A 26,296-nucleotide genomic window follows, 5' to 3' on the forward strand; every position below is an offset into this window, starting at 1 on the left:
CAGGTGGCCTGTCTTGCACGATGAAGCACGCATGGGAAGCGGCATCAGCTTACAAACGAAACCTTCGTCGCACCCGTTACCATCTGCGCGAGCCGGGCTGCGTCCCAGTTCGTCAGACGAACGCAGCCGTGGCTTTCAGCGCGTCCGATGGTCTGCGGCTCAGGGGTGCCGTGGATGCCGTAGTGCTCCTTGGAAAGGTCGATCCAGACAACGCCCACGGGGCCGTTCGGTCCGGGCGGAAGGAGATGTTCGCCCTTGCTGTCGGGCACGTCCCAGAACAGGCTGGCGTCGTAAGAAAATTCGGGGTTGTAGGACGTTCCGTTGATCTTCCAGTCGCCGAGCGGCAGTGGATCATGGGAAGAGCCGGTTGTCACGGTGAAGACGGCCACCAGCTTGTCCGACTTGTCGTAGGCTTCGAGAGTCCCCTTGGACTTGCTGACGACGATGCGCGCAGCTTCAGGCTGAGCGTCGCTCACGCCAAGCATGGCCAGTGTCGAAAGCCAGCCCTTGTTATCGACCATGCCGGGATCAAGGCGGTCGCCACCGGTGTTAGGCACGCGAAGCTGCATTCCGGCGCGGTACGGTTCGACCGGGGGTGTGTCGGCTGTGGGCGGGTTGCGAGTCTGGCGCTCTTTCATTGAAGCTTCGCGCGCTGCTGCTTCTTGCGCCAGGGCGGGATTCAATCCCCGCAACACCTCTGGCGTGGTATGAAAGCGCTCGGCCAGCTTCTCCTCGAGCGATGTGTAGCCGATTTCCGAAAGCTTGGCCTGCTGCGCCGGGTCCTTGGGCAGCGGTGCATAGCGGCCTGCGGCGAACTCTTCGGGAATCGTGACGACGCGTGTTGCCGCAATATTCGACCAGCGCGACAGGGCCTTCATCGTGGCATCATCGAACTTGCCAGTCACAGGCAGGTCGTTTGCCTTCTGGAAACCGCTCACGGCATTTGTCGTCGATAGGCCGGTCTTGCCGTCGATGATGCCGGGTGAGAACCCGAGCCGTTCCAAAACTACTTGCGCCTGCATGACCGGACGCGCCGCGTCTTCCTGTTGTGGCGGCTGACCCGGGGCAGGATCGTTCGACGCCATGGGAACCGCGAACGCAGGCGTACTTGCCACCGTCTCGCTCGGGGCTGGTTCAGGCTTGTTCGAATTGCAGGCGCTGAGGCTCAGGGCACTCAGTACGAGTAAGGACGACGCGGCTAGGTTGAAACGGGACATTGGCGCTCCGGAGACATTTCCTCTCCAGAACCCCCTGCCCTTGCCGCCGGTTCCGTCAGCTATCCTCGTTCAGTCGCGGATTTGCCCGGATGGCGTCGAAGAAAGCTGCCACGTTGGCCACTTCGTCGCCACCCCACACCGCATTGCTGACCGCCAGGAAGTCAGCGCCGGCCTGTATCAGCGGCGCGCAATTCTGGGGCGTGATTCCTCCGATCGCAACGCACGGCAGCTCGAAGATCGACTGCCACCATTCGAGGAGGTCGAGTCCGGCGACGTGCTTGGTGTCCTTGGTGCTGGAAGGAAAGAAGGCGCCGAAGGCAACATAGTCCGCCCCCGCCTCGCCCGCGTCCATGGCGAGATGCCGGCTGTCGTGGCAGGTAACGCCAATCTGCGCATTACGGCCTAGGCGGTCGCGGGCGTCCTTCACGTCACCATCATCTTGCCCAAGATGCACGCCGTCGGCACCGAGACGCTTGGCCAGGCTGATCGAATCGTTGACGATGAAAGCCACGTCACGGTCCGCGCAGATGCGCTGGAGCGGCTCGGCAAGGCGCGCAGCCTCGTGCTCGTCCACGTCCTTCACCCGGAACTGGAATGCGGCCACCGGCCCTGCATCAAGGGCGCGCACGAGCCTGTCAGGAAAAGTGCCCGCAACATCGAGGGGCGAGATCAGGTAGAGTTCGGAGGAAAGCTTTGCCATGGCGCGCGCCTTATCGGTTAGCCGCCGCTGCTGCAACTTCGGTTCCGGAACGGTTCATCCGGCGGGAGCATTGTCGGGGGATGACCAAAGCCTTCCTTGCCCTTGTCCCTGCGGTTGCTCTTGCCGCCTGCGCCACCACCACGAAACCAGAACGCACCGATGGGAACGCGATGGTTGGCCAGACAACGCTCGTCGGCGCCGACAAGGTCCGCGTCGATTCGCTGATCGAAGACAGCCGTTGTCCGATGAATGCGCGTTGCGTCTGGGCTGGCCGCGTGATCGTCGAAGCAACCCTGCAGCGCGGCGGCACGTTTGAGACCAGGCGCTTCACTCTTGGTGAGCCGATCGACGGGATCATGCTCGATACAGTCGAGCCCGGCCGTCTTGCTGGCAAGAAGCTGAAGCCATCGGACTACCTGTTTCACTTCAGCGTCGCGCGATAACACCGCAGAATAAAACACCCCGCCCCGGCTGTGCCGGTGACGGGGTGGCCTTTCCGTCCTCTCAAACGGTAATCAGGCGGCGACGAGGGTCTTCTGCGTCGAGCCGGTATAGATTTCGTCGATTGCCGCAGCGAGCGAAGCGTCGAATTCCGCGTCGGTCATCTGGTGACGCAAGTCTTCAAGCAGGGCGCGGCTGAAGCTGGCGATGATGCCGGTGTTCTTGGCAAGCTCGACGCAAGCTTCGGGACGCTTGTATCCGCCCGACAGGGCCACCACGCGAAGCACCTTGGGGTGCGCGACGAGCGGGTCGAACGTGCACGGCACGATCGGCAGCGACAGCTTGAGCATCACCTGCGTACCTTCGGGCAGGGCATCGAGGTTCTTGAGGATTTCTTCCAGCAGGATCGCGTCGCACTCGGCGCGGGTCTCGCTCTTGATGTTTACCTCAGGCTCGATGATGGGCATCATGCCGTGGCTGAGCACCTGCTTGCCGACTTCGAACTGCTGCGCAACCACGGCAGCAATGCCTTCGCGATTGGCCGAGTTGATGACCGAGCGTTCCTTGGTGCCATAGACGCCAAGAGCCTTCGAACGGGTCAGCAGGTCGTCAAGTGTCGGCATCGGCTTCATCAGCTGGACGCCGTTTGCCTCGTCCTCGAGGCCCTTGTCGATCTTGATGAAGGGCACGACGCCCTTTTCGATCAGCGCCTGCGGAACGGACTTGCCATCAACCGTGCCGTCCATCGTACGCTCGAACAGGATGGCGCCGATGACCTTCTCACCCGAAAAAGCATCCGAACGAATGATGCGGGCGCGCATTTCGTGGATCAGGCCGAACATTTCCTCTTCCGAGGCCCACGCGCCTTCTTCGATGCCATAGCCCTTGAGAGCCTTCGGCGTCGAACCGCCCGACTGGTCAAGTGCGGCAATGAAGCCGTTGCCGGAGGCCATCTTCGCGGTCATTTCGGTCGTGTTCATCAGCGGGTCCTGTTCCTTGCAGAAACGGCGGAATTCCGTCTCCGCATACCTATGCGTAAAAGCGCTTTTGAAAGACGCTCCCGAAGATCCAAGAGCGTCTGAAATGGCGCATACCTATGCGGTTATGCGCCATAAAGGAGCGCGTGCCGCAGTGCAACACGCGCTCCGGAATTTTTTAGCGTTCGAGGGCTGCCACGCCCGGCAGTTCCTTGCCTTCCATCCATTCGAGGAACGCACCGCCGGCCGTCGATATGTAGCTGAAATCGGCGGCAACACCGGCGTGGTTGAGCGCGGCCACAGTGTCTCCACCACCGGCAACAGAAACCAGCGACCCTTCCTTTGTCAGCGCAGCGGCCGTCTTGGCCAGAGCGACAGTGGCCGCATCGAACGGCTCGGTCTCGAACGCGCCCATCGGACCGTTCCACACCAGCGTACGGCAGGTCTTCAACGCGTCGCCCAGAGCCTCGACGGCGGCAGGCCCCACGTCGAGGATCATCTCATCCTCGGCAACCTCATGGACGTTGCAGGTACGCAAGCTGGCTGGGTTGGCCGCGAATTCCTTGGACACAACCACGTCGTAGGGCAGGTGGACAGTGCAGCCCGCCTTGTCGGCATTGTCGAGGATTTGCTCGGCGGTGTTGGTCAGGTCGTGTTCGCACAGCGACTTGCCGACATTGACCCCGCGCACGGCGAGGATGGTATTGGCCATGCCACCACCGATGATCAGGTGATCGACCTTGGTCACAAGATGCTTGAGCACGTCGAGCTTGGTCGAGACCTTGGCACCGCCGACAACGGCCGCGACCGGACGTTCCGGCTCGCCCAAGGCCTTCTGCAGAGCCTTGAGTTCGGCCTCCATGGCGCGACCAGCGTAAGCGGGCAGCACGTGGGCCAGGCCTTCGGTCGAGGCGTGGGCGCGGTGTGCAGCCGAGAAGGCATCGTTGACGTAGATATCGCCGAGGCTGGCGAAGCGCTCGATCACAGCCGGATCGTTCTTCTCCTCGCCGCCGAAGAAGCGGGTATTTTCAAGCACCGCGATAGCCCCCGGCGCAAGTGCCGCGACCGCAGCCTTGTCGCCTTCCCAGTCGATGTAGCTGACCGGGCGGCCCAGCACGTGAGACAATGGCTCTGCCAGCTTCTTCAGCGAGAATTCTTCCGAAGGCTGCCCCTTCGGACGGCCGAAATGCGCCAGCACCAGAACCTTGGCGCCCTTGTCCGATAGCTCGTTCAGCGTGGCAACGGTGGCGCGAAGGCGCGTGTCGTCGCTCACCACGCCGTCCTGCATCGGCACGTTGAGGTCCTCGCGAACCAGCACGGTCTTGCCGGTCAGATCGCCGATATCGTCCAGAGTCTTGAAGCTCATTCCTCGATCCTCACTTCGTCGCCGACGGCAATTTCGCCATCGCTGATCACCCGGCCGAGCACCCCGCCGCGCCAGTCAGGCATCAGCGCAAGTTTCAGGCCGGGCAGTATTTGGTCCATGCGGCTGCACGGGTCGCATTCGCAGGTTGTCTCGATCCGCAGGCTCTTGCCAATGGCGATGACCTTCCCCGCCTCGCGGGGCAAGCGGATGCCATGGACCAGCAGGTTCGCTCGGCGCACGTGCCAGGGAAGCATTTGATCTGCGGTCAGCTTGAGGTCCGCCAGCGCGGCATCCCAGCTTTCGGCTTCGATCAGCGAGACCTGCCTGCGACCGGATTTGCCGGGACGGATTGCCCCGCGCAGGTCACCGCGAACACCAAGTTCGCGCGTGACGGAAACGTGATCGAGCGTCTCGATAGGCCCGCGCGGCCGGTCATGCCGTGCAATGCCTCCGAGACGCCCGCTCATCGCGTCAGTTCCTCAGAGGAACTTCGCCATCGCGCCCGCGGTGTCGAGCATGCGGTTGGAGAAGCCCCACTCGTTATCGTACCACGACAGGACGCGAACCAGCTTGCCTTCAAGCACGGCGGTCTCGAGGCTGTCGATGGTCGACGAGTGCGGATCGTGGTTGAAGTCGATCGAGACCAGCGGCTCTTCCGTGTAGCCTAGCACGCCCTTCAGAGCACCTTCGGCAGCGGCCTTGAGCAGCCCGTTGACTTCTTCGACGGTGGTGTCGCGCTTCGGCGTGAAGGTCAGGTCAACGACCGAGACGTTCGGGGTCGGGACGCGGATCGACGAACCGTCGAGCTTGCCCTTGAGATCGGGCAGAACTTCACCCACGGCAACGGCGGCGCCGGTGCTGGTCGGGATCATGTTCATGGCAGCGGCACGAGCACGACGCGGGTCCTTGTGGATCTGGTCGAGAATCTTCTGGTCGTTGGTGTACGAGTGGATCGTGGTCATCAGGCCACGCTCGATGCCGATCGATTCATGCAGGACCTTGGCCATCGGCGCGAGGCAGTTGGTCGTGCACGAGGCGTTCGAGACGATCAGGTGATCGCCGGTCAGCTTGTCGTGGTTCACGCCATAGACGACGGTCAGGTCGACACCCTTGGCCGGTGCCGAGATGAGCACGCGCTTGGCGCCTGCATCGAGGTGCTTCTGGCCGCCGGCACGATCGGTGAAGAAACCGGTGCATTCCAGCGCGATGTCGATGCCGTTGGCGGCGTGAGGCAGGTTGGCCGGGTCCTTCTCGGCCGTTACCTGAATGCGCTTCCCATCGACGATCAGATCGTTGCCGTCGACCGAAACGTCGCCCGCGAACGCGCCGTGGACGCTGTCGCGCTTGAACAGCAGGGCGTTGGCCTTGGCATCGGCCAGGTCGTTGATCGAGACCAGCTCAAGGCCGCAATCGGGCCGTTCGAGGATGGCGCGGGCGACATTGCGCCCGATGCGTCCGAAACCGTTGATTGCAACCTTGATCGCCATGTCAGGTATCTCCTGTTTGAATTACGAAACCCGCGAGAGGATCTGCGGGACAATCTTTTCGGCGGTGAGGCCGAAGTGATCATAGAGGGCGTCGATCGGAGCCGAAGCGCCGAAGGTATCGATGCCGATCGACAGGCCATCACCGACATACTTCTGCCAGCCAAGAGTGACGCCAGCCTCGATCGAGACCTTGAGCGCGTCGGCAGGCAGGAGGTCTGCCTTGTAGGCGGCGTCCTGTTCGTCGAACAGTTCCCAGCACGGAACCGAGACAACGTCGGCGCCGAGGCCCTTTTCTTCCAGAGCTGCAGCAACCTTCATCGCCACTTCGACTTCGGAGCCGGTTGCCAGCAGCACGACCTTGCGTGCGGCCGAGGACGAGACGAGACGATAGGCGCCCTTGGCACTCTTCATTTCGGCGTCGAAGCGGACTGGCGGCAGGTTCTGGCGGGTCAGCGCGAGGACCGACGGGCGATCCTTGTTGGCCAGCGCCAGGGCCCACGCTTCCGCCGTTTCGATGGCGTCGGCCGGGCGGAACACCAGCAGGTTCGGAATCATGCGCAGGCTCATGACATGCTCGACCGGCTGATGGGTCGGGCCATCTTCGCCAAGGCCGATCGAATCGTGGGTGAACACGTAGATCGCGCGAACGTGCTGCAGGGCCGACATGCGCACGGCGTTGCGGCAATAGTCGGAAAACACCAGGAAGGTGCCGCCGTAGGGAATGATTCCGCCGTGCAGCGCCATGCCGTTCATCGCGGCGGCCATGCCGAACTCGCGAATGCCGTAGTAGACATAGCGGCCGTCGTAGCTTTCGGGCGTGAACGGGGCGGTCGATTTGGTCTTGGTGTTGTTCGAACCGGTAAGGTCCGCCGAACCACCGACCATCTCGGACACGTTTGCAGTGAACGCCTCGAGCGCCATTTCGCTGGACTTGCGGGTCGCAACCTTGGGCGGGGTGGCGATCAGCGACTGGATGTAGGCATCGAAACCTGTATCGGCCGGAAGGTCACCTGCCATGCGGCGGGCGAGTTCAGCGGACTGCGGGTTGGCTGCAGCGCGCTTTTCCCACTCGGCGCGAGCGGCCTTGCCAGCCTCTGCCGACGTGCGCCAGTTTGCAAGGATATCTGCCGGGATTTCGAACGGCGCCGATGTCCAACCAAGATATTCGCGGGCGGCGGCGATTTCGTCAGCGCCGAGCGGCGCGCCGTGAACGTTGTGGCCACCCTGCTTGTTGGGCGCACCTTTGCCGATCACCGTACGGCAGGCGACCAGCGACGGACGCGGATCTGCCTTGGCTTCGGCAAGGGCGCGGGCGATGTCGGCAAAGTCATGACCGTCGCACGAGGTCACGTGCCAGCCTGAAGCAGTGTAGCGTCCGAGGATGTCTTCGGTGGTCGACAGCGACGTGTCGCCATCGATGGTGATCTTGTTGTCGTCCCACAGGACATTGAGGCGGCCGAGCTTGAGCGTCCCGGCAAGGCCCACGGCTTCGTGGTTGATGCCTTCCATGAGGCACCCGTCACCGGCGACAACCCAGGTGTGGTGGTCAACCAGGTCATCACCGAACTGCGCGTTGAGATGACGCTCGGCCATCGCGAAGCCGACGGCCATGGCAAGGCCCTGCCCCAGCGGGCCGGTGGTGCATTCGACGCCCGGGATCAGGAAGTTCTCGGGGTGACCGGCGCAGACGCTGTCGATCTGGCGGAACTTGCGGATGTCCTCCATCGTCGGGCTTTCGTAGCCCGTCAGGTGAAGGAGCGCATAGATCAGCATCGAGCCGTGACCGGCCGACAGGATGAAGCGGTCACGGTCGGACCACTTCGGCGCGGCAGGATCGTGCTTCAGGAACTGCGTCCACAGCACCGTCGCCACGTCGGCCATGCCCATGGGCATGCCGGGGTGACCGGAATTGGCTGCCTGAACCGCGTCCATGGCAAGCGCACGGATCGCGTTGGCCATGGGAGCCAGCGCGGTGGAATCGCGTGTCATGCTGAAAAAGCCCTTCCCTGCGAGCGGCCGAACGGCTGTGGCCGCATGAATCCGGTGATTCGGAGCGGGGTCTCTTTGGTCACCATGGGGCCGAGGGTCAAGGCTGGCAGGGCGGCTTCTTTATTGCAGATGCACAATATGAGCTTCTGCGCCCGACTTTCCCCGGCGCAGTCCTGCCATGGTGTTGCGCGTCCATGCGATTGTGCTAGCGTGCCAAGCCATGGCGACGGAAGCACTCGGCGCCGCTCTGGACAGGCTTGAGCAGGCGCTCGTGCGGGTCGAAGGAGCGGTCGCGCAACAGGGAACCACAGGGGCTGCAGCGGGCGAAGAGCTGGCGCTGCTCAAGGTTCGTCATCGACGCCTGAAGGACACGGTCGCCCAGGAATTGCGACAGCTTGATCTGTTGCTGGCAGGTCTTCCGAAATGAGCCCGCTATTATGAGCCCCTTGGCATGAGCCCTTTGGCATGAGCAACGTCAGTCTACCGATCGGCGGCCGCAACTTCGCGGTGTCCTGCGCTGACGGCGAGGAAGCCCATATCGAGATGCTCGGCCGCATGGTCGACGAACGTGCTCGCAAGATCGGTGGCCAGCAAAGCGAGACGCGGATGCTTCTGTTCGCGGCATTGATGATGGCAGACGAGCTGCACGAAGCGCACAAGGGCGCTCCTGCCCCTGATGCCGGACAACCGGTAACGCCTGCTCCCGCCTCGATCGAAAGCACGGAAATCGACCCTGCAATGGTCGATCGCGTCAACGCATTGGCAGAACGCATCGAAAAACTCGCTGCCGCCCTTGAGCAAGGGCCGGTCAGCGCCTAACTAGGTCGTGACGGGATCTGCCCGGCACGAGCCGCATGAACATCCCTGAGGCTATAAGCAATCCAAGGGGGCTGCCCCTGTCTGGGATCCTGGTCCCGGGCAAGCGGTCCCCACCTGACGTCGAGGCGTCAGAGGATTTTCCGAGCAAACGACCCATGGTGGGCCCGTCACCCCTCCTTTCTGTCCGGAGCACCTTGTGGAAGCCAAGAATGCGTTGCGCACCGAATTTAGAGCGCGGCGCAATGCCCACGTCGCAGCGCTCGATGCCCGCGTGAAGGCGCTGATGTTCCGCCGGCCGCCCTCGCCCGTCATGGCGATGGTACCGGAAGGAGCGACCGTCGGGATCTATCTCGCCGGCCCGGCAGAGGCACCGGCAACCGCCTACGCGCAGGTGCTGCATGAGGCCGGTCACAAGATCGCACTGCCGTGGTTTGCCGACCGCTCGTCGCCGATGGTGTTTCGCGAGTGGAGTTCGCCGTGGGTGGACGAACTGCTCGCGCCCGGACCGTGGAAGGGCATAGTCCAACCAGCAGAGGATGCCGCAGAGGTTGTGCCCGAAGTGCTTTTCGTGCCCCTGGTTGCTTTCAGCGCCGATGGTGGGCGCCTGGGCCAGGGCGGCGGTCATTACGACCGCTGGCTTGAAGCGCATCCGTCCACCCTTCCCATCGGCCTTGCCTGGGACTGCCAGCTGGTCGAGCACCTGCCCCGCGAGGCGCATGACGCCCCGCTGCATGCCGTGGTAACGCCGACGCGAATCTATGGTCCGTGGGAGCGCCAAAGGTGAGGGAAGATTACAAGCCGACCTGGCGCAAGCCCATTGGCATTCTCGGTCTGGTCCTGGGCCTGATCGTTTATGCGTTGGGCGTCGCTGCTTTGTCCGGCGTCATCGGGCAATGGCACGTCCTGCTGCAGACCCTTGCCTACATCGTGCTTGGAACCGTCTGGCTCCTGCCGCTGCGGCGCTTCCTGATCTGGATGGAAACCGGCCGCTGGGGTTGAGCGCAAAGGTTGCTGGACAGTGCAACGCGATTCCTTACCCTTTTGCCTAACGCAAAGGGGAGAATGGCATGCCTGGTCCAATTGAAACCGTCGAAGCCTTCTGCGCGATGTGGGAGCAACCCGGCGGATTTGCCGCTGCGGTGCGGGAATACTTCACAGAGCAGACCGACTACGAAAATGTGGGGATGACCCACACCATCGGCATCGAGCAAGGCCTTGCGCTGGTTGCAGGCTTCGAAAACGACATGGGGATTGCGCGCATCAAGGTCGACATGCTGGCGATTGCTGCCAACGGCAATACGGTCCTGACCGAGCGAGTTGACCACATGATCAACGCTGCAGGCGAGACTTTCGTATCCCTGCGCCTAATGGGTATTTTCGAGGTGCTTGACGGCAAGATCGCGAAGTGGCGCGATTACTTCGACACCGCGCCGTTCAAGGGTTAGGCGCTCTGAACGCGAAAGGGCGCCCTGAGGCGCCCTTTGCATCGCATCTGACGTGGCGCGAGTGACGGGGCTCGAACCCGCGACCTCCGGCGTGACAGGCCGGCACTCTAACCAACTGAGCTACACCCGCGTAACGTCAAAAAAGTGCCACGAAGGCACTTCCCCAAGTGGTGGCGCGAGTGACGGGGCTCGAACCCGCGACCTCCGGCGTGACAGGCCGGCACTCTAACCAACTGAGCTACACCCGCGTACCTCTTGGAAGCCGCGCCTCTATGGCAGGCCGTGTGGGCTGTCAACGGGCTTGAAAGCGGGAATTTTTCCACAACGGAGCGCCACGCGGCGCACAAAGAAAAAGGCGCCCGGAGGCGCCTTCTTCATCATCCCAATGGCGCGAGTGACGGGGCTCGAACCCGCGACCTCCGGCGTGACAGGCCGGCACTCTAACCAACTGAGCTACACCCGCTCGCCGTTGGGAGCGCCGCCTCTATGGCAGCTTTTGCAGGCTGTCAACGCTCAACCACGAGCATTTGGCCTCGATCGACATTTTCTTCTCGCTGCCTGTGCCTTCAGCAATTCTGGTACTTCCAATTGCGGCTCTTGCCTTCGCCAATCCATTCAACCGCCTGCGCAATGCGCTTGTCCCGCGTGGGTTCGGTCTTCGCCTCGACGATCCATTCGATGTACTCCCGGCGCTGACCGGGAGGCATTGCCGCAAAGCGCTCTGCATGCCCAGCGACTGCCAGAGCGGCGCTGAAGGGTTCGGGGAGTTCCGGCACTGGCTTGGGAGAAGCGCGCGGCAACTTTGCCTTTGGCGCAGAAAGCCGGGCGACGGCGGAGTTCAGTCGTTCGACAACAGTGGCCTCGTCCGGGAAATTCTCGAGCGATGCGATCCTGCGAAACGGACCCGTCCCGCCCGCTACCTCGTCGTTATGGAAGAAGATCGAGACATGGGCCTTGAAGGCCGCCATGCCTGCCAGGTTCTTTCCGCCCAACGTGAAGTGCGGCATGCCCCACTTGATGGCTTCGACGCATTCGGGCACCTCGCGATGCACCAGCGCCCGAAAATGCTCGAGAACCGGTCGAGCGAATGCTCCTGCATTCGCGATATGCTGATCGATGCGCGGATCGGTCGTCGGCATGGGCACCTCCGATCCGCACATCTATCACATCAGTCAGCCAGTAGCAGCACCGGCGTTTCCATGAGCTTCTTGATTGCCTGGACAAAGCTTGCGGCATCGTGGCCGTCGACCACGCGATGGTCGCAGCTGATCGAGATGTTCATCAGCTTGCGCTTCTCGATGCGCTCGCCACCCATGCCGTCGGGCACGAACATCGGCCGCTCGATTATCCGGTTGGGTCCGATGATGGCGACTTCGGGCCGGTTGATCACCGGGGTCGTCGCCACGCCGCCCAAGGGTCCAAGCGACGTGACGGTGAGGGTCGAGCCCGAAAGCTCATCCGACTTGGCGCTGCCATTACGCGCCGCTTCAGCAAGACGGCCAATCTCGCGCGCAAGCTGCCACAGGTTGAGGGACTGCGCATTGCGGATCACCGGCACCATCAGGCCCGCTGGCGTTTGCGCCGCCATGCCGAGATGGACCGCTCCGTAACGGGTCACCACGCCAGCTTCGTCATCGTAGCGGGCATTGATCATCGGGAATTGCGGCAGGGTACGACAGATCGCGGTGATGAGCAGCGGCAGCATCGTCAGCTTGGGCTTGTCGCCGCGGCTGCTGTTGAGCTGTTCGCGCATCACTTCAAGTGCCGTAACGTCGCACTCTTCGACATAGGAGAAGTGCGGAATGTGGCGCTTTGATGCCGCCATGTTCTCGGCAATGCGGCGGCGCATACCAATGACCTTGATCACCTCATCGCCACGCTCCGGACCGGCGGAGCGATAGCCCCCCGTTGCATTGTAGGCGAGGAACTGATCGAGATCCGCATGGCGCACGCGCCCTTCCTCGGACGGGCGCACTTCGGACAGATCGATGCCGAGATCGCGCGCACGCTGGCGGACGGCCGGGCTCGCGAGGACCTTGGCATCGTAGCCGCGGCGAACTTGCTCGACCGCCTGCGCGGGAGCAGGCTTAGGCACTGCCGTGGCAAGCGGAGGTGGCGGTGGAGAAGGTGGCGGCGGTGCAGCTGCCTCAACCCGCGCCGCGTCGCCAGCGTCCGACGTCTCGACCTCGATGCGCTCTTCAACGATTTCCGCCTTGGGCGCGGGCGCAGGGGCTGGCGCCGCAGCAGGCGCCTGCGCCTCCCCTTCCCCTTCCGTCTCGATGACAACCAGTGCCGAACCAATCGCTACCACATCACCGACTTCGCCCGCGATCGAGACGACCTTGCCCGCCACGGGGCTTTCCATTTCGACCGTTGCCTTGTCGGTCATCATGTCGGCCAAGCGGCCATCTTCCTCGACCATGTCGCCCACGGCGACGTGCCAGGCCACGATCTCGGCCTCGGCGATACCTTCGCCGATGTCGGGCAGGCGGAATGTATAGGTTCCCATGGCTTCAGGCTTTCGTCAGGCGGTCGATGGCCTCGCCGATGCGGACGGGGCCTGGGAAGTAGGCCCATTCGAGGCTGTGTGGATAGGGGGTGTCAAAACCCGTCACGCGCTCGATCGGGGCTTCGAGGTGATAGAAGCAGCGCTCCTGAACCAGAGCCGAGAGTTCTGCACCGAAGCCCGAAGTGCGCGTCGCTTCATGGACGATCAGGCATTTGCCGGTCTTTTCCACCGACTTTTCCACCGTCTCGATGTCGAGTGGAACCAGGGTGCGCAAGTCGATGATCTCGGCATCAACGCCCTTCTCCGCGCAAACCGCGGCGGCCACGTGGACCATGGTGCCGTAGGCCAGGACCGTGAAAGCGTTGCCCGGACGGACGATGCGCGCCTTGCCCAGGGGAATCGAATAGTAGCCTTCGGGCACCGCGCTGTCGGCATGCTTCGACCACGGCTCGACCGGCTTGTCATAGTAGCCATTGAACGGGCCGTTATAGATGCGCTTCGGTTCAAAGAAGATCACCGGATCGTTATCCTCGATCGCCGAGATCAGCAGGCCCTTTGCATCGTGCGGGTTGCTCGGCACGACCGTCTTCAGGCCGGCGACATGCGTGAACAGCGCCTCGGGGCTCTGGCTATGCGTCTGCCCCCCGAAGATGCCGCCGCCGAACGGCGAGCGCACGGTCATCGGCGCGATGAACTCGCCGGCCGAACGATAGCGCAAGCGTGCCGCTTCCGACACCAACTGGTCGAGCCCCGGATAGATGTAGTCGGCAAACTGGATCTCGGGCACGGGGCGCAGGCCATAAGCGCCCATGCCGACAGCCACGCCAATGATCCCGCACTCGCTGATCGGCGTGTCGAACACGCGGGTCTTGCCGTACTTCTTCTGCAGGCCCGCGGTGGCGCGGAACACGCCACCAAAATAGCCGACATCCTCTCCCATCACGACGACGTTGGGATCGCGCTCCATCATGATGTCGAGCGCATCGTTGATTGCCTCGATCATGTTGAGACGGCGGGTCGGAGCCTCGGCGAGACTGACCGGCGATTCTTCGTGGGTCATGGCTGCTTCCCCTCCTCGGACCACTCTGGCCATTTGACCCGACGCTCGTGAATTGCCTGCTCGCTCTGCTCCCGAAGGTGCCAGGGCAAGTCTTCGAACACGTCTTCGAACATGGTATGGAACGGGTGATGCAGCCCATGGCCGAGGATGCCGTTCTTTTCAGCTTCCTTGGTCGCGGCCTTGACCATGTCCATCTGTTCGCGATCCATCGCGGCGTGCTGCTCGTCGGACCATTCGCCGAGCGCGATCAGATGCTGCTTGAGCCGATTGATCGGATCCCCAAGCGGCCACTCCTCACGCTCGTGCGCCGAACGATACTGGCCAGGATCGTCCGAGGTCGAATGGCCCTCGGCGCGATAGGTGAAGTGCTCGATCAGCGTGGACCCGGCGTTCGATCGAGCGCGGTCTGCTGCCCACTTGGTGGCCGCATAGACTGCCAGGGGGTCGTTGCCGTCCACCCGCAGCCCAGCCATGCCATAACCGATGGCGCGAGCGGCAAAGGTGGTACGCTCGGCGCCGGCAAATCCCGAAAAGCTCGAGATCGCCCACTGGTTGTTGACGACATTGAAGATGACCGGCGCGTTGTAGACGGTTGCGAAGGTCATCGCTGAATGGAAGTCCCCCTCTGCCGTCGATCCCTCGCCGATCCAGGTGGCCGCAATCCGGGTGTCACCCTTGATCGCGCTGGCCATCGCCCAGCCCACCGCTTGTGGATACTGCGTGGCGAGGTTGCCGCTGATCGTGAAGAACGAAGCCTCACGCGCCGAATACATGATCGGCAGCTGACGCCCCTTAAGCTTGTCCGCCCGGTTCGAGTAGATCTGATTGATCATCTCGACGATCGGGTAGCCGCGCGAAATCAGGATGCCCTGCTGGCGGTAGCTCGGAAAGACCATGTCGTCAGAGGCCAGAGCCATCGCCGGGGCAACGGAGGTTGCCTCCTCCCCGGTACACTTCATGTAGAAGCTGGTCTTGCCTTGCCGTTGGCCGCGATACATGCGGTCGTCGAAGGCTCGGGTGAGCGCCATGGTGCGAAGCATCCGCCGCAAGGTTTCCGCATCGAGCTTGGGATCCCATGGGCCGACTGCGCGATGATCGTCGCCCAGCACGCGAACCAGGTCGAAACACAGCCCCTGCGTTTCCGCTGCCGTGCACTGCTCGTCAGGACGCGGCTGCGCACCGGCCGGCGGGATTTCGAGGTGCGAATATTCGACCTCGTCGCCCGGCCGGAACTTCGGTTCCGGCACATGCAGCGCCAACGGCGCCATGTTGCCGCGCACGCTTCCGCTCATGCTGCGAACACCTGCATCCGAACTCTCCCACATCGAATCGCGCTTTCCATATGGAAAAGCATGACAGACGCAAAGTTATATACTCTTGTTATTTTATTTCACAGAGCTTTTCTCGCTTCCGCCGTCCGGCGGATCGAAAAACGTCTTTTCTAGCAAGGCTAATATATCGTCCGAGGATCACAAAGCGCCGAAGCGCCTCTTGTTCCAACAGGAGCCCGATGCTCCGGTCAGCTGCCGTCAGTGATCAGAGTTCCGCCATCGATCACGAGATTGTGGCCGGTGACAAACGCGCCAGCCGGCGCAGCGAGGAACACCGCGGCGCCCGCCACTTCATCCGGCGTTCCAGGACGACGCAATGGTGTCATCGCCATGCGACGCGCCATGAAAGCGGCATCGTCAAGCAACGGCTGCGAAAGTTCCGTGGCGATGAACCCGGGAGAGATGGCATTGACCCGCACCCCGCTAGGTCCCCACTCCACAGCGAGATTGCGTGCCAGTTGCGCTACGCCCGCCTTCGCAAGAGCGTAGGCATTGATCCTAAGGTTGCCTCGCAGAGCCGAGAGACTGGCCATCAGCAAGGCCGCACCGCCGCCGCTCGCCGCGATATGCGGAAGGGCAAGATTGCACAGCACGACCTGGCTCCGCAGATTGATTGCCATGACACGAGCATAATCGTCCATGTCGATCTGCGCGAACGAACCCGGATTACCGGTGATTCCGGCATTGCAAACCAGATGGTCGATCCGCCCGAAAACCTCGAGGCTTTTAGCCACTAGGTGGGCCAGCGCTGCGTCATCGCTCACGTCGCAGGGGCAACCCGGCATACCCAGCTCCGCGGCCACGCGCGCAGTATCGGCCGGGTCCTCGCTCGAGATCATCACTCTTGCGCCGGCTGCGATAAGCGCCTCTGCAATCGCGCGACCAATCCCACGCGTCGAGCCGGTAACGATGGCCGCTTTGCCCGAAAGATCGAACAGACCACTCATGCGCGAGCGACAGGACTGCCTTGGTCAGCCAGCACGGATAACGTCACGTCCATGTCGGTAACACCCTCTCCCATATGCTTGCACCGTAAGGGCGCATAAGAGATGGACCGTTGCAGGACAAAGGCAATCCATGGATGCCCCCCAATCAATGCCATGCATGGTTATTCGGCCGCGTCCAAGAGACGTGCCATTTCGGCCGGGTGATATCGCAACTCGTCAGGCCCGGCATATCGCACGTCCCAATTGGGTTCGCCTTTCATGAAGTCCGGCAGGTTGGTCATGTATATTGCTGTTCCGAAAGCGCCGTCCCAGATGCGCGGCTTCCAGCTGTCATCAACGCAATCACAATCTGCACCGTATTCTGCCTCGCCACCCGCCGGACACGGCACGTAAAGGAACGCGGCCGAGGTCAGCCTGTGCCGCCCGAAACCCCAGTTCCAGTCACCGTAAGTGTAGCCGCGCCTGTCGAGGTAGTTCTTGGCCACCATCAGCTCGTCGATATCCTCGACTTCCCAATTGGCGTGGTGAAACTTCAGCGTCCCGTTGAAGCCCGGCATTGGCGCGTGCGCATCGGCCAGGAACACGTTGTGATGTTCGTAGCAGCCATCCGCCCGCATGTAGACGCCAAAGCCCTTCTGCATGTCGGTGATGCGGAAGCCGAGGATGTCCTGATAGAAAGCCACCGCCTCCTGCACGTCCGGAAACGTCCAGACGCAGTGGTGCGTGCGCTTTGGCACCGCCCGATCAATCCATTTGCGCGGCTGGTTGAGGCGGGCAATCCGGCCCACCGTATTCTGCGGGGTTGGCGCGCCAAAGACAGCACGCGGCTGCCACAGTTGCAGCCCAATCGCCTGCCCGAACGGCGTGACGAAATGGACCGCGCCCTCAGCATCAGTGGCCAGGTCAACGACGCGCTCGAGGCGAGCCTTGAGGCGTTCCAGCCCTTCCGCGTTGTCCACCGCCCAAACGCATTCATGGACGCCCTTCGTCGTCTGCGCCGAACCCTTGGGCAGATCGGGATGACCGCGCTTCAAGAACAATGACTGAGAACCGTCGGCCGCTTCGAAAAGCGCCGAGCCATCGTTCTGCTCGATCAACGTCAGCCCAAAATCGCGGAAGAAGCGAACGCAAGGTTCAACCTCCTCTACCATCCATGTCAACCGCCTGATGCCAATGATCGCCACGCCAATTCTCCTGCCTTGCTTGCAAGGGAATGGCGGCGTTCTCATCCAATCGTCTTGCGCCAGATCAAATCCGGATCATGAATTGTTTGAAGGACAGTGCATCAATTTCATGGATGCCGAACAGTAAGTCCACGCCCTTTGCCGGTTCAGACCGCAACGTCGGCCTTGATCACGCCCTGCGGCGCATAACCGGTCACTTGAAAATCCTCGATCCTGTAATCGAAGATTGAGTCCGGCCGGCGCAGGATCGAAAGCCGAGGATCTCCTGAAGGCTTTCTGGCGAGCTGGGTTTCAACCAGTTCGGCGTGGTTGAGATAGAGATGCGTGTCGCCCCCCATCCAAACCAGTTCTCCTGGTTCGAGATCACACTGCTGCGCCAGCAAGCGGATGAACAGGGCCGCACCCCACAGATTGAATGGCAGGCCCAGCGCCACGTCGCAGCTGCGCTGGTAGAGCAGACCATTCAGCCGGTTCCCGCTGACGTGGAACTGGTAGGTCTTGTGGCAGGGAGGCAGCGCCATCGCGTCAAGCTCGGCCACGTTCCAGCCCTCGACGATATGGCGACGGCTGCCGGGATTGGTCCTCAGCGAGCGGACCACGTCGGCAACCTGGTTCACCCCATGCTCCCGCCGGCGAAACAGGTCATCGCCTGCCGGTTCATAGACCGGCCAGTCTACCCATTGCTTGCCATAGACCGGACCGAGATCGCCCCATTCACGGGCGAACGCTTCATCTTCCACCACGCGCGCCGAAAAATCGGCGCGGGAAATGTCATCGCCGGAAGCCTTGCGGTATTTGTCCAGCGGCCAGTCCGTCCATATCTCGACACCCTGAGCGCACAGTTTGCGGATATTGGTATCGCCAGTCAGGAACCACAGAAACTCGCGGGTCGCTGTTTTCCAGTACACCCGCTTGGTCGTAAGCAAGGGCATGCGCCCGTCGGAAAGGTCGAAGCGCAATTGCGCGCCGAAGACCGATCGTGTGCCAACGCCGGTACGATCCACCCGCTCGTCTCCGCGCTCCCAGATCTCGCGCATGAGATCGAGATACTGCTGTTCGTAATGGCGGGCGGAATCGGCGCGTTCAGGCATGGCTACGCTTCTAGCTGCGCGGGCGGGCTCGAGCAAAATCGCCGCCGAAATTTCCCGGCGAAAAAACTTGGCGTTACCCGCTTGCCAGCGTTGGAACTGCTTCGTATAGGGCGCCCCTGCCTCGCAGCCGGGTCACCGGTTGGCGGATCGGTCGGGGAATAGCTCAGCCTGGTAGAGCACTGTCTTCGGGAGGCAGGGGCCGGAGGTTCGAATCCTCTTTCCCCGACCATTTAAATCCTAGCATTTCCGCCATTTTCTGCTCCAAATTCCCCCTCGGGGGCCTCGAAATAGACAGGGGCCGAAGCCTCTTATTGAACCTCAGGCCCGGATCTTGAAAGCGTTGGCAACGCCCATCAGGTAGTCGGGGCTGAAGCGAGCGTAGTGCTTTTGGGTCGTTCGATCGTCGTCATGGCCCATGAATTGCGCCAGTTCTGACATCGGAACGCCTGCTTCTGCAGCCCAGACAGCGCCCGTGTGCCGAAGCGTGTAAGGCGTCACATGGACACCGCTCCTTTCGCTGGCCGCCTGGAACGCTTTCTTGATGCACTTGATGCGTTCTCCGCCGTGCTCGATCACGTACTCGCAGGTCCGCGCAGCAAAGCCCTTTTGCAGTTCAACAAGCAGTTCATCGCTCATCGGAACGATGGTGCGGCGCTTGTTGGTCCTGCGATGCTCAGGTGGCGTGAAGTCGATTCGGCGCCGGGCGAAGTCGATGCGATCCCAAGAGAGTTCCAAGATCGCGGTCGGCCGTGCCATGGTGCCCATGCCCAGCATGACGTAGAGTTTCGCGTGATCGGCCTTCACCGCGGCGTAGAAGCGGTTGAACTCGGCGCGCGAGAGGTGACGCATCTTCCGCTCGGGCGGCGTGGGTAGCCAGATCTTCGGCCGTGCCGAGAGATGACCCTTCCCTGCGGCCCAGCCCAGAGCAGTCGAAAGCTGCATCAGTTCGTAGCGCGCGGTCGCTTCGCCGACCTTCCTGCTCGCGCGGTACTTCCGGCACATAGGCTCATCGATCAGCGCCGGGTCCACGTTCTCCCAGAACAGGCGCATAGCCTTCCACGCATCCTGCCGGCGCGCGTAAGACGGCTTCTCCGTGATCGTGGCGAGGTACGAGGTCATGCACCGCCCCACGGTCCACGGAGAACTGTCTGCCCCTTCCCAGAGGATTCGCGCTTCCGCCTCGGCGCTCTTCCGATCGACCGATGCGAGTTGTCGACGGCGGCGCTTGCCGTCTTCTCTCCAGACGATCGCGAAACCCTCTCGGAAACGCTGGACGGTGAATTCTGCTGGCTGACTTGGCATTCGTATCTCTCCACTTCGGTTGCACTGATTCGGATCAGCGCACCTGGGCGAAAGCATTGCAAGCGCCCATCGCGGATCATCTTCCGGATCAGGCCCTCGCTGCATCCCCAGCGCTCGGCCAATTGCGGCACCGAAAAGGGCCGTGCTTCGGTTTCAGGCTGCGATGCCATCTGCTGCCTCCACTTCGAATTTGTCGACCTCTTTGCCCCAAGCATCCCATTTTCCGCTCCAGCGCTGGCGAGCGAAGAGTTCGGCGAACCTCACAGCATGGGGAGCGAGACGTTCACAGAACTCGTACTGGCAGTCGGGCTTGCGGGAATGACCGCGGGCCTCGGCGTCGAGGATGTTGCGGACATTGGTGGCGGTCTTGGGCGCGCCGATCTTGCCGATTAGGATGGGCTCGCAGGCGCTGCGCAGGACGTAGCCCCCACCGAAGGCAGTCTTCCCGTTCTTGGTGCGCTTGTGCCAGGCGCCACCGGTGACGTACTCAAAGCCCCAGTCGCCCATCAGCTTGATCGATTCCCGGATGGTCGGCCAGCAGGCCCAGAGCACGAGGAAGGCATCGCCGCGGGCAAGTTCTCCCACCGGCATTGCGGCAAGTTCATCCCACGCCATTGTTTCGTAGTGGGCCTGAGGGCTCTTACCTTCACCGGCTGCAGACCATGTTTCGAATCGCGTTGGCGGATCGACCAGCAGGACATCATAGGAGAGCGGCAGCAGGCCGCCGAAGGGCCAGGTGGTCACAGCATTCCTCCGAACAGATCAGGCTGCTTTTGCTCTTGCTGCTGAGAGCAAAGCATCAAGAGAAAGGAAGGCATAAGCTGCTGCCACCGGGTCCACGCCGTTGCCTGTCGCTCGAAGCCGCTCAGTCCGGTGGGCCAGCGCATCAATGCCTCTACGAAGATGGGATTCAGCTTCCTCTTGGCTGAGTGCTGGTTGGAGTTCGGGGAATCGGTCGACGACATTGATCCACCGGCTATCGGTCGGTCCGGGGATGACGGCGGGCGGAAGAATTGCTCGGCTTGATAGGAGAGAATGTCCTCCCTTGACTTGCCATCCTGCCGTGTGATGCTGCCCTCGCTGCTGCCCTTGTGGTTCTGCGCTGCCGGGCCAGCCCAAAGTTTCGAGGCTTCCATTGCCTGCCCCGTCAGGAGCAGTTCGTTCGATCGATCCCCGCCCCGTGTCATCCGAGATCCGTCCGTCACCGCTACGCTCGGGGCTTCCCACTGCGAAACCTGCGTTCGCAGATCCGTCCCGCCGTCCCCATGAGCCCCCGGACCATTCGTGTCCGATGCTGTCGGGGCGGCCCAGCGCAGAAGCGCCTCCGCTTGCTCCATCGCCTTGCGTGAGAAGTCCGAGTTCCCTGCTGCGTTGTATTCTTCCGTCCCAGCAGAGCCCGCCATTGGCGACGCCATGATGAACAGTCGCTCGCGGCGCATGGTATTTCCGGTTTCGGCCGAACTGAATATTCCTGCCGCAAGGCGGTAGCCCAGTCCTTCCAGTGGCGGCGCGATGGCTGCAAGCTGTCCGTCCGCGTTCCCCGGGACGTTCTCTCGGAAGATAAGATCAGGCCGGCACTCCTTGGCGATGCGGACGACTTCGGGAGCGAGGAAGCGCTCTCCGTCCTCTCCCTCTCGCTTTCCGGCGACGGAGTTGTCTTGGCAGGGATCTCCCGAAGCGAGGATATGAACAAGTCCACGCCACGGTCGAGCGTCGAAGGTGAGCAGGTCACTCCAGACAGGCGCCGGATGTAGCCACCCTGCTTCCATCGACGCGACCAGGCTTGCGGCTGCTGCAGCTTCCCTCTCCACGTACAGGATGCCGCGAGATTGTTCGCCGCGCAGTCGGAGAGCGAGGCTGATGCCGAGTTCAAGCCCTCCGACACCTGCGCAGAGGCTGAGGATATTCCGGGTACGTAGAGCCATGTCACTTCCGCCCTTCCCCTTCGACCTGACCGGGGAATCCGTTGTGCTCAACACCGTCGAGAAGGCGGCCGGCGCGCTTCTTTCCGACCCGAACGATTTGCGTGGTCAGACCCGCAACGTCATCGAATATGTCGCGGGGCGCCCACTCACCCCACTGCTTGAAATGGAAGGGGACGCCGGCGGCGGCGCATTGGTCGCGCAGGGAGCGGGCCCAGTCGGGGTGCATCGGGCGGGCACCGGGGCCGCTTTCGCCGCCTGCGATTACCCAGTCGATGCCCGGAGAGGTGAGGCCTGACTGCATGTGGTAAAACGGCTTGATCAGTGGCCACCGGCAAACCGGATCGTATTCGTGGGCCGCGCGACCGGTCAGGCCGTTCATGTACGCGCCGATATCGACGTGCATGAGATCAACCGGCCCGAGGAGCGGTTCGCAGGAGAGGAAGCGGACGGCGGCGGGGGTGGCGAGCAGATCGGGGATGCGCTCGTCGGCGCGGGTCTGGTCCTCGACGCTGACGCCAAGCCAGACGTTGGGGACGGGCCATTGTTCGAAGCCACCAATCGTAGGCGCGTCCATGATCGAAGCGCCCCACTCGCCAACCATTCGAAAGGCAGGATGCCTTCGAGGGTCATCGAGGGATTTGCCGGTAGCGCATGCAAGCTCAAGCGTCAGCTGGGCAACTCGCACTTCGCACGCCGACATGTACTCCCGCATGCGCTTGCTGCGCTTGGTCAGGATCATGTGGGTGTGCTGCGGGGTGAGCGCGGCGACGGCGAAGATGCGATCGATCCACTCGTCGGGCACGGCATCGTGGAAGGTATCGCCGTGGGCGTTCCAGAAGATGCGGCGCGGCTTTGACCAAGACAATGGCTGCAGTAGGGCGGGTTCGTGCAGGCGGACCTCGCCGTTCCAGACGGGCCCTGTCTTGCTCTCGATCGTCAGGCCTGCCCGCGTCGGGTGCGTCTTCATCCGCGTGCCTGCCAGCTTCATGGCATAGCAGTTCGTGCAGCCGGGGCTGGTGACGCTGCAGCCGTTGATGGCGTTGACGGTGGCGTCGGCCCATTCGATCTTTGTGTTGTCGGCCATAATGCACGGGGCGGCTTGTTAGGCGCGCCCCGCTCCCTTGGTGGAAAGTCAGTCGATGCCGAGCGCGTTCTTGTAGGTCTCGACGACGCATTCCTGTTCGCGGCGGTCGTCGGGCTTCATCTTCCGGAGCCGGACGATGATGCGCATCACCTTGGCGTCGTAGCCGGTGGCCTTCGCTTCGTTGTAGACATCCTTGATGTCGTCGCTGATGCCCTTCTTTTCCTCTTCGAGGCGTTCGATGCGCTCGATGAGCAGGCGCAGGCGGTCGTCGGCGGTTTCGGCCATTATGCAGTCCTTTCGGTGATGGTGCTTTCAGCCCGCGCCCGCACTTCCGGAGAGGCGTTGACATAGCGGAGCATCTGCCCGCGCTCGTTGCGGATCGAGCAGTTCGAGCGGAGGGCGTTGAGGCGCTGCTCGGCGTCGCGAAGATCGCGACGGCTGCGCACGTAAGCCGATAGCGCCGCCATCATCGTCACGAGCGACAGTGCGAATGCGATGTTCTGTTCCATGGTCAGAACCCTCCCTGATCGTCGCTGAAGCCCTCACCCATCGCTTCGTCGGGCCGACCTTCCTGCGGGTGGAAAATTGCCAGGCGCTCGGAGACGGCGTCGTCGGCCTTGGTGCGCAGATCGGTGGGAAGCTTGTCGAGCCACTTGATCTGGCTGGCGACGTAGCTGTTGAGCGCATCGGCATCCGGCGCTTCGGCAACCTTAGCGATGAACTTGTCGGTCCAGTCTGCCATCTGCGCATTTGCAGCGGGCATCTGCCGCACCTCGGCAACCAGCGGATTGATCTCGATACCCGCTTTCTTGCCCTTGGTCTTCATGACCACCACGACCATCTTCTTGTCGATGTGGCTCATGTGGCTGATGCGGATGCCGCCGACGTTGAGGCCACCGAAAGTGACAGCATCGTCGCGGTACAGCGTCATCGACCGACCGACGTAATCGGCGGCGTTGCGGCCCCAGACACCAAGCAGGACGCGGCGCATGGTCTTGCAGGGCTTGAACGGCTTGTTGTTGTCGCCCTCGTAGAAGATCGAAACCGGCTGATCGCCGTCGTTACCGGTCACCTTGCGAACGGTGATGGTGCGCGGGGCACCGATCAGGTCGTCGGCATTGAGCTGGTCGCTCTTGGCCTCGACGAACCGGGACATGTCGATTGCTTCACTCACAGTCCTGCTCCTTTCTGGCGGCGCGTGATCTCGCGCTGCGCATTCCACTTGAGGTCTTCTTCCATCGTCGGCTGACGCAGCATCCATCCGAGGAAACCAGCTTCGACTTCTGACCAGGGCACGCCGCGGAACTTGCCCAGCGGGCATGTCGGCAGAAGGCGCGGTTCCTTTGTCCACTGCACCATGTCCCTGCCCGTCGCTCCCGCATCGAAGAGCGCGAGAAGGATGTGAGCGGTGACGTAGGCGAGGCGTTCGGCGCGGGTTTCGCGGTCGAGGCGCGGACCGGTGATTGCGGGACGAGCCATCACGCAGCCTCCCGCACCGGGCGCCCGGCGCATTCAGCCTGCCAAGCCTCGTTCATGCGATGCACGGCATCGTTGTCGCTGCGGCCGAAGTAGCCCCATGCTGCGGCCAAGCCGTCGGGATCGCCGAAGCGGGCGCTCAGTGCCTCTTCGACGCTGCCAGTCTTCTCGTAGGCCTCAAGCCAAGCACCACGGTCAGGCGTGTCGGCAAAGGTCGTTCCGGTCAGTTCGGCGACATAGGCCTCACGCAGGGCCTGCAGGCGCTCACCAATGGCGTTGTCCGTCCCCCACGCAAAATAGGCCGGGCCGATCGGCGGGGTGCGGCGCACGATGCGCAGGGCGGCGGGGTTGATGCCTGCGAGGATGGCTTGCGCTTGAGGGGTGGTGTTCCACATCTCGGATCTCCTTCAGCCGGGGTGGGCTGTTGGAGATGTTATGCGACTTTCGCAGACTAGATGTCAACGTCTAAAATGCGATTTTCGCAGATTGACGTTAGCGAGCAATCTGTGTTCTTAGTATGTTCCGTTCTGAAGGATTCGAGGAGGACATCGTGGCGCTATACTATCGAGCAAAGGTCCTGGACCGCGAGCTCGGACCTTGGCGCGCAACAAAGCGCCGCGCCCGACAGGATGCAATTGAAGCTGGTTTCGGAGAATACGACGAGTGGGGCGCTTTTTATCTCTCAGTGCCCGCTGAAATCGAATGGATGCACGAAAACGAGTTTATCAAGCTCGCCGCTGCAAATCCGCATCGCGCAGGCTGTAGCTTATCACGCGCCCCGCGATGACCACCGGTTCGATCCCGAGTGCAATTTCCTTGTGCTCGGGATTACTGGACAGCGGCACCAGGCGGGCGGGATCGGCCTGAAATTCCTTAAAGGTCGTCTCGCCATCGCTGTTCTGAATGACGTAACGCCGCCCTGGCCACAGGTTTTTGTCGTCTGGGTCGATAATGATGATGGTCCCGGACGGGACGAGAAGATCCATTGAATCCCCATCAACACGAAGCGCATACGCGTTCGTCGGAAGGTCAGGGTCGGGCGCGGCGATCCATCGACCACCCAACTGCTCGGCTGCCTTGAAGGCCCCTGCCGGCACTTTCCCCAATAGGGGAACAGTGGGAATTTGCGGCTGCGGCCGATCATCGACGAGAACCGCACGAATTGCATCCATCTCCGCGACCTGGATTCGGCGCCCAGCCTTCCCAAGCGATTTTGCCAGATAGTTTTCGTTGATCCCGGTCGCCTCGGCGAGGTCGCGGATCGACATATTCCGGGCGTGAAGCTCAGCTCTGATCTGTTCCGGCGTCATTCTCCCTTGGTGAATGCTGGCCTGATTCTGGCAACTGCTAAATTCGCAGACTTTTTGCTTGCTCATTATCTGCGATTTTAGCATATTGCTCGCATGACAAGCCCCAGCCTCAACCGCGACGCGAATGCCGTCATAGATCATCTGGGGGGCTCGACTGCCGTTGCGCGGCTATTGGAGGCCCCTCTTTCCACCGTACATAGCTGGCGGAGGATAGGAATCCCGGCCTCTCGCATGGCGCACTTGCGACTTGCCGCCCAGGCTGCCGGCACGCCGCTGCCCGATGATCTGAGCGAGCTTTCCCCCAAGCAGGCAGCCTGACCAATGCAGGGCGCGCTCATCATCGCTTCGATCTGGCTCTGCGCCTCAGCGATCCTCTCGCCCCTCATTGGCCGCTTCATCCGAGGTGCGCGGTGAACAGCGCCCTTATCCCAACACCGGTCCCGCCCTTTCCAATTCCCGGCAATCTCGACGGGAACGAAGGTCATCCTGCCCGAAGGTTTGCAAGCGCGTGCGGGGCAGCCGGTTCGCATTTTGGCGCGCTCAAGGATGGCAACGAGATCGCCGGGGCAGCCCTGCGCAAGGCCGAGGGTTCTGCCACGCCTGACGCCGCGAATTGCGCGGCCGCTGCCCCGGTTC

Annotated in this window: 31 protein-coding genes, 4 tRNA genes and 1 pseudogene; 8 read left to right on the plus strand and 28 right to left on the minus strand. The window is 62.4% G+C overall.

The window, feature by feature from the left end; genetic code table 11:
- Positions 1–44: 44 nt before the first annotated feature.
- The gene (locus IM701_RS07280) at positions 45–1,217 is read right to left on the minus strand and encodes a L,D-transpeptidase (protein WP_062348393.1); all 1,173 of its coding nucleotides are present in this window, start codon (positions 1,215–1,217) and stop codon (positions 45–47) included.
- Between the two features lie 55 nt (positions 1,218–1,272).
- The gene (gene thiE / locus IM701_RS07285) at positions 1,273–1,917 is read right to left on the minus strand and encodes a thiamine phosphate synthase (RefSeq protein ID WP_039332295.1); all 645 of its coding nucleotides are present in this window, start codon (positions 1,915–1,917) and stop codon (positions 1,273–1,275) included.
- Positions 1,918–1,997: 80 nt separating this feature from the next.
- On the opposite strand from thiE, the gene IM701_RS07290 reads away from it, so the two are divergent.
- A complete protein-coding gene (locus IM701_RS07290; protein ID WP_193828223.1) occupies positions 1,998–2,360 on the plus strand; it encodes a hypothetical protein in 363 nt (120 codons plus the stop codon).
- A gap of 72 nt (positions 2,361–2,432) precedes the next feature.
- On the opposite strand, the gene IM701_RS07295 is transcribed toward IM701_RS07290, so the two are convergent.
- The 5 genes from IM701_RS07295 to tkt all read right to left on the minus strand — a co-directional run bounded on the left by IM701_RS07295 (position 2,433) and on the right by tkt (position 8,177).
- Positions 2,433–3,338 carry a fructose bisphosphate aldolase gene (locus IM701_RS07295; protein ID WP_193828224.1) on the minus strand — a complete coding sequence of 302 codons (906 nt, stop codon included), beginning with the start codon at positions 3,336–3,338 and terminating at the stop codon, positions 2,433–2,435.
- Between the two features lie 175 nt (positions 3,339–3,513).
- Positions 3,514–4,701: a phosphoglycerate kinase gene (pgk, locus tag IM701_RS07300; protein ID WP_193828225.1), complete on the minus strand. Its 1,188-nt coding sequence runs from the start codon at positions 4,699–4,701 to the stop codon at positions 3,514–3,516.
- Positions 4,698–5,168 (minus strand): MOSC domain-containing protein, encoded by a 471-nt coding sequence (locus IM701_RS07305; protein ID WP_193828226.1) that lies wholly within the window; start codon positions 5,166–5,168, stop codon positions 4,698–4,700. The genes pgk and IM701_RS07305 overlap by 4 nt, the downstream gene beginning before the upstream one ends.
- A 12-nt stretch (positions 5,169–5,180) precedes the next feature.
- Positions 5,181–6,188: a type I glyceraldehyde-3-phosphate dehydrogenase gene (gene gap, locus IM701_RS07310; protein ID WP_039332288.1), complete on the minus strand. Its 1,008-nt coding sequence runs from the start codon at positions 6,186–6,188 to the stop codon at positions 5,181–5,183.
- A 21-nt stretch (positions 6,189–6,209) separates the two neighbouring features.
- On the minus strand, positions 6,210–8,177 hold the full coding sequence (gene tkt / locus IM701_RS07315) for a transketolase (RefSeq protein ID WP_193828227.1): 1,968 nt from the start codon (positions 8,175–8,177) through the stop codon (positions 6,210–6,212).
- 220 nt (positions 8,178–8,397) lie between these two features.
- On the opposite strand from tkt, the gene IM701_RS07320 reads away from it, so the two are divergent.
- The 5 genes from IM701_RS07320 (at position 8,398) to IM701_RS07340 (ending at position 10,441) form a co-directional block, all read left to right on the plus strand.
- Positions 8,398–8,604, plus strand: a complete 207-nt coding sequence (locus IM701_RS07320; protein ID WP_193828228.1) for a hypothetical protein — start codon at positions 8,398–8,400, stop codon at positions 8,602–8,604.
- Between the two features lie 38 nt (positions 8,605–8,642).
- On the plus strand, positions 8,643–8,996 hold the full coding sequence (locus tag IM701_RS07325) for a cell division protein ZapA (RefSeq protein WP_193828229.1): 354 nt from the start codon (positions 8,643–8,645) through the stop codon (positions 8,994–8,996).
- Between the two features lie 196 nt (positions 8,997–9,192).
- The gene (locus IM701_RS07330) at positions 9,193–9,780 is read left to right on the plus strand and encodes a 5-formyltetrahydrofolate cyclo-ligase (protein ID WP_193828230.1); all 588 of its coding nucleotides are present in this window, start codon (positions 9,193–9,195) and stop codon (positions 9,778–9,780) included.
- Entirely contained in the window at positions 9,777–9,995 is a 219-nt protein-coding gene (locus IM701_RS07335; RefSeq protein ID WP_062348370.1) for a DUF2842 domain-containing protein, read from the plus strand. The genes IM701_RS07330 and IM701_RS07335 overlap by 4 nt, the downstream gene beginning before the upstream one ends.
- Positions 9,996–10,063: 68 nt before the next feature.
- Positions 10,064–10,441 (plus strand): limonene-1,2-epoxide hydrolase family protein, encoded by a 378-nt coding sequence (locus IM701_RS07340; RefSeq protein WP_193828231.1) that lies wholly within the window; start codon positions 10,064–10,066, stop codon positions 10,439–10,441.
- Between the two features lie 53 nt (positions 10,442–10,494).
- Here IM701_RS07340 and IM701_RS07345 read toward each other — a convergent pair.
- From IM701_RS07345 to thyA, 10 genes are all read right to left on the minus strand, one after another.
- A tRNA-Asp gene (locus IM701_RS07345) sits at positions 10,495–10,571 on the minus strand.
- A 41-nt stretch (positions 10,572–10,612) separates the two neighbouring features.
- Positions 10,613–10,689, minus strand: a tRNA-Asp gene (locus IM701_RS07350).
- Between the two features lie 138 nt (positions 10,690–10,827).
- Positions 10,828–10,904, minus strand: a tRNA-Asp gene (locus tag IM701_RS07355).
- A gap of 103 nt (positions 10,905–11,007) precedes the next feature.
- Positions 11,008–11,580, minus strand: coding sequence for a YdeI family protein (locus IM701_RS07360; protein WP_193828232.1), 573 nt, complete (start codon positions 11,578–11,580; stop codon positions 11,008–11,010).
- 29 nt (positions 11,581–11,609) lie between these two features.
- Positions 11,610–12,950: a dihydrolipoamide acetyltransferase family protein gene (locus IM701_RS07365; protein WP_193828233.1), complete on the minus strand. Its 1,341-nt coding sequence runs from the start codon at positions 12,948–12,950 to the stop codon at positions 11,610–11,612.
- A gap of 4 nt (positions 12,951–12,954) precedes the next feature.
- Entirely contained in the window at positions 12,955–14,010 is a 1,056-nt protein-coding gene (locus IM701_RS07370) for an alpha-ketoacid dehydrogenase subunit beta (protein WP_039332271.1), read from the minus strand.
- Positions 14,007–15,302, minus strand: a complete 1,296-nt coding sequence (locus IM701_RS07375) for a 3-methyl-2-oxobutanoate dehydrogenase (2-methylpropanoyl-transferring) subunit alpha (RefSeq protein WP_230487834.1) — start codon at positions 15,300–15,302, stop codon at positions 14,007–14,009. The genes IM701_RS07370 and IM701_RS07375 overlap by 4 nt, the downstream gene beginning before the upstream one ends.
- Positions 15,303–15,529: 227 nt before the next feature.
- Positions 15,530–16,288 carry an SDR family NAD(P)-dependent oxidoreductase gene (locus tag IM701_RS07380; RefSeq protein WP_193828235.1) on the minus strand — a complete coding sequence of 253 codons (759 nt, stop codon included), beginning with the start codon at positions 16,286–16,288 and terminating at the stop codon, positions 15,530–15,532.
- A gap of 161 nt (positions 16,289–16,449) precedes the next feature.
- Positions 16,450–17,472: a VOC family protein gene (locus IM701_RS07385; protein WP_193828236.1), complete on the minus strand. Its 1,023-nt coding sequence runs from the start codon at positions 17,470–17,472 to the stop codon at positions 16,450–16,452.
- Positions 17,473–17,618: 146 nt separating this feature from the next.
- Positions 17,619–18,563: a thymidylate synthase gene (thyA, locus tag IM701_RS07390; protein WP_193828237.1), complete on the minus strand. Its 945-nt coding sequence runs from the start codon at positions 18,561–18,563 to the stop codon at positions 17,619–17,621.
- Positions 18,564–18,715: 152 nt separating this feature from the next.
- Here thyA and IM701_RS07395 point away from each other — a divergent pair.
- Positions 18,716–18,792 (plus strand) — tRNA-Pro (locus IM701_RS07395).
- A gap of 89 nt (positions 18,793–18,881) precedes the next feature.
- Here the strand turns inward: IM701_RS07395 and IM701_RS07400 are convergent.
- From IM701_RS07400 to IM701_RS07450, 11 genes and pseudogenes are all read right to left on the minus strand, one after another.
- The gene (locus IM701_RS07400; RefSeq protein WP_230487835.1) at positions 18,882–19,865 is read right to left on the minus strand and encodes a site-specific integrase; all 984 of its coding nucleotides are present in this window, start codon (positions 19,863–19,865) and stop codon (positions 18,882–18,884) included.
- 59 nt (positions 19,866–19,924) lie between these two features.
- A pseudogene (locus IM701_RS22250) lies at positions 19,925–20,080 on the minus strand (hypothetical protein); the annotation flags it as partial.
- Positions 20,019–20,609, minus strand: coding sequence for an MT-A70 family methyltransferase (locus IM701_RS07410; RefSeq protein WP_193828240.1), 591 nt, complete (start codon positions 20,607–20,609; stop codon positions 20,019–20,021). The pseudogene IM701_RS22250 and the gene IM701_RS07410, both read right to left, overlap by 62 nt.
- The gene (locus IM701_RS07415) at positions 20,606–21,790 is read right to left on the minus strand and encodes a DNA cytosine methyltransferase (protein WP_193828241.1); all 1,185 of its coding nucleotides are present in this window, start codon (positions 21,788–21,790) and stop codon (positions 20,606–20,608) included. The genes IM701_RS07410 and IM701_RS07415 overlap by 4 nt, the downstream gene beginning before the upstream one ends.
- A 1-nt stretch (position 21,791) precedes the next feature.
- On the minus strand, positions 21,792–22,874 hold the full coding sequence (locus IM701_RS07420; protein ID WP_193828242.1) for a phage Gp37/Gp68 family protein: 1,083 nt from the start codon (positions 22,872–22,874) through the stop codon (positions 21,792–21,794).
- A gap of 48 nt (positions 22,875–22,922) precedes the next feature.
- On the minus strand, positions 22,923–23,159 hold the full coding sequence (locus tag IM701_RS07425; protein ID WP_193828243.1) for a DUF2312 domain-containing protein: 237 nt from the start codon (positions 23,157–23,159) through the stop codon (positions 22,923–22,925).
- Positions 23,159–23,383 (minus strand): hypothetical protein, encoded by a 225-nt coding sequence (locus tag IM701_RS07430; protein WP_193828244.1) that lies wholly within the window; start codon positions 23,381–23,383, stop codon positions 23,159–23,161. The genes IM701_RS07425 and IM701_RS07430 overlap by 1 nt, the downstream gene beginning before the upstream one ends.
- A gap of 2 nt (positions 23,384–23,385) precedes the next feature.
- Positions 23,386–24,048 carry a hypothetical protein gene (locus IM701_RS07435; protein ID WP_193828245.1) on the minus strand — a complete coding sequence of 221 codons (663 nt, stop codon included), beginning with the start codon at positions 24,046–24,048 and terminating at the stop codon, positions 23,386–23,388.
- On the minus strand, positions 24,045–24,353 hold the full coding sequence (locus IM701_RS07440) for a hypothetical protein (protein ID WP_193828246.1): 309 nt from the start codon (positions 24,351–24,353) through the stop codon (positions 24,045–24,047). Before IM701_RS07440 ends, IM701_RS07435 begins: the two co-directional genes overlap by 4 nt.
- On the minus strand, positions 24,353–24,745 hold the full coding sequence (locus IM701_RS07445) for a hypothetical protein (RefSeq protein ID WP_193828247.1): 393 nt from the start codon (positions 24,743–24,745) through the stop codon (positions 24,353–24,355). Before IM701_RS07445 ends, IM701_RS07440 begins: the two co-directional genes overlap by 1 nt.
- A gap of 330 nt (positions 24,746–25,075) precedes the next feature.
- Positions 25,076–25,801 (minus strand): LexA family transcriptional regulator, encoded by a 726-nt coding sequence (locus IM701_RS07450; protein ID WP_230487836.1) that lies wholly within the window; start codon positions 25,799–25,801, stop codon positions 25,076–25,078.
- Between IM701_RS07450 and IM701_RS22255 the strand changes: the two genes are divergently transcribed.
- Positions 25,754–25,978, plus strand: coding sequence for a carph-isopro domain-containing protein (locus IM701_RS22255; protein WP_370584356.1), 225 nt, complete (start codon positions 25,754–25,756; stop codon positions 25,976–25,978). The two genes, IM701_RS07450 and IM701_RS22255, sit on opposite strands and share 48 nt — an antisense overlap.
- The last annotated feature ends 318 nt before the right edge of the window (positions 25,979–26,296 follow it).

Source organism: Novosphingobium sp. ES2-1, assembly GCF_015169775.1.
GTDB classification, from domain to species: domain Bacteria; phylum Pseudomonadota; class Alphaproteobacteria; order Sphingomonadales; family Sphingomonadaceae; genus Novosphingobium; species Novosphingobium subterraneum.

Excerpts from the sequence above, each read along its gene's own strand:
- IM701_RS07280 (WP_062348393.1), bottom strand. The coding sequence starts at position 1,217 with ATGTCCCGTTTCAACCTAGCCGCGTCGTCCTTACTCGTACTGAGTGCC.
- thiE (WP_039332295.1), bottom strand. The coding sequence starts at position 1,917 with ATGGCAAAGCTTTCCTCCGAACTCTACCTGATCTCGCCCCTCGATGTT.
- IM701_RS07290 (WP_193828223.1), top strand. The coding sequence starts at position 1,998 with ATGACCAAAGCCTTCCTTGCCCTTGTCCCTGCGGTTGCTCTTGCCGCC.
- IM701_RS07295 (WP_193828224.1), bottom strand. The coding sequence starts at position 3,338 with ATGAACACGACCGAAATGACCGCGAAGATGGCCTCCGGCAACGGCTTC.
- pgk (WP_193828225.1), bottom strand. The coding sequence starts at position 4,701 with ATGAGCTTCAAGACTCTGGACGATATCGGCGATCTGACCGGCAAGACC.
- IM701_RS07305 (WP_193828226.1), bottom strand. The coding sequence starts at position 5,168 with ATGAGCGGGCGTCTCGGAGGCATTGCACGGCATGACCGGCCGCGCGGG.
- gap (WP_039332288.1), bottom strand. The coding sequence starts at position 6,188 with ATGGCGATCAAGGTTGCAATCAACGGTTTCGGACGCATCGGGCGCAAT.
- tkt (WP_193828227.1), bottom strand. The coding sequence starts at position 8,177 with ATGACACGCGATTCCACCGCGCTGGCTCCCATGGCCAACGCGATCCGT.
- IM701_RS07320 (WP_193828228.1), top strand. The coding sequence starts at position 8,398 with ATGGCGACGGAAGCACTCGGCGCCGCTCTGGACAGGCTTGAGCAGGCG.
- IM701_RS07325 (WP_193828229.1), top strand. The coding sequence starts at position 8,643 with ATGAGCAACGTCAGTCTACCGATCGGCGGCCGCAACTTCGCGGTGTCC.
- IM701_RS07340 (WP_193828231.1), top strand. The coding sequence starts at position 10,064 with ATGCCTGGTCCAATTGAAACCGTCGAAGCCTTCTGCGCGATGTGGGAG.
- IM701_RS07360 (WP_193828232.1), bottom strand. The coding sequence starts at position 11,580 with ATGCCGACGACCGATCCGCGCATCGATCAGCATATCGCGAATGCAGGA.
- IM701_RS07365 (WP_193828233.1), bottom strand. The coding sequence starts at position 12,950 with ATGGGAACCTATACATTCCGCCTGCCCGACATCGGCGAAGGTATCGCC.
- IM701_RS07370 (WP_039332271.1), bottom strand. The coding sequence starts at position 14,010 with ATGACCCACGAAGAATCGCCGGTCAGTCTCGCCGAGGCTCCGACCCGC.
- IM701_RS07375 (WP_230487834.1), bottom strand. The coding sequence starts at position 15,302 with ATGAGCGGAAGCGTGCGCGGCAACATGGCGCCGTTGGCGCTGCATGTG.
- IM701_RS07380 (WP_193828235.1), bottom strand. The coding sequence starts at position 16,288 with ATGAGTGGTCTGTTCGATCTTTCGGGCAAAGCGGCCATCGTTACCGGC.
- thyA (WP_193828237.1), bottom strand. The coding sequence starts at position 18,563 with ATGCCTGAACGCGCCGATTCCGCCCGCCATTACGAACAGCAGTATCTC.
- IM701_RS07400 (WP_230487835.1), bottom strand. The coding sequence starts at position 19,865 with ATGCCAAGTCAGCCAGCAGAATTCACCGTCCAGCGTTTCCGAGAGGGT.
- IM701_RS07415 (WP_193828241.1), bottom strand. The coding sequence starts at position 21,790 with ATGGCTCTACGTACCCGGAATATCCTCAGCCTCTGCGCAGGTGTCGGA.
- IM701_RS07420 (WP_193828242.1), bottom strand. The coding sequence starts at position 22,874 with ATGGCCGACAACACAAAGATCGAATGGGCCGACGCCACCGTCAACGCC.
- IM701_RS07425 (WP_193828243.1), bottom strand. The coding sequence starts at position 23,159 with ATGGCCGAAACCGCCGACGACCGCCTGCGCCTGCTCATCGAGCGCATC.
- IM701_RS07430 (WP_193828244.1), bottom strand. The coding sequence starts at position 23,383 with ATGGAACAGAACATCGCATTCGCACTGTCGCTCGTGACGATGATGGCG.
- IM701_RS07440 (WP_193828246.1), bottom strand. The coding sequence starts at position 24,353 with ATGGCTCGTCCCGCAATCACCGGTCCGCGCCTCGACCGCGAAACCCGC.
- IM701_RS07445 (WP_193828247.1), bottom strand. The coding sequence starts at position 24,745 with ATGTGGAACACCACCCCTCAAGCGCAAGCCATCCTCGCAGGCATCAAC.
- IM701_RS22255 (WP_370584356.1), top strand. The coding sequence starts at position 25,754 with ATGACAAGCCCCAGCCTCAACCGCGACGCGAATGCCGTCATAGATCAT.
- IM701_RS07450 (WP_230487836.1), bottom strand. The coding sequence starts at position 25,801 with ATGATCTATGACGGCATTCGCGTCGCGGTTGAGGCTGGGGCTTGTCAT.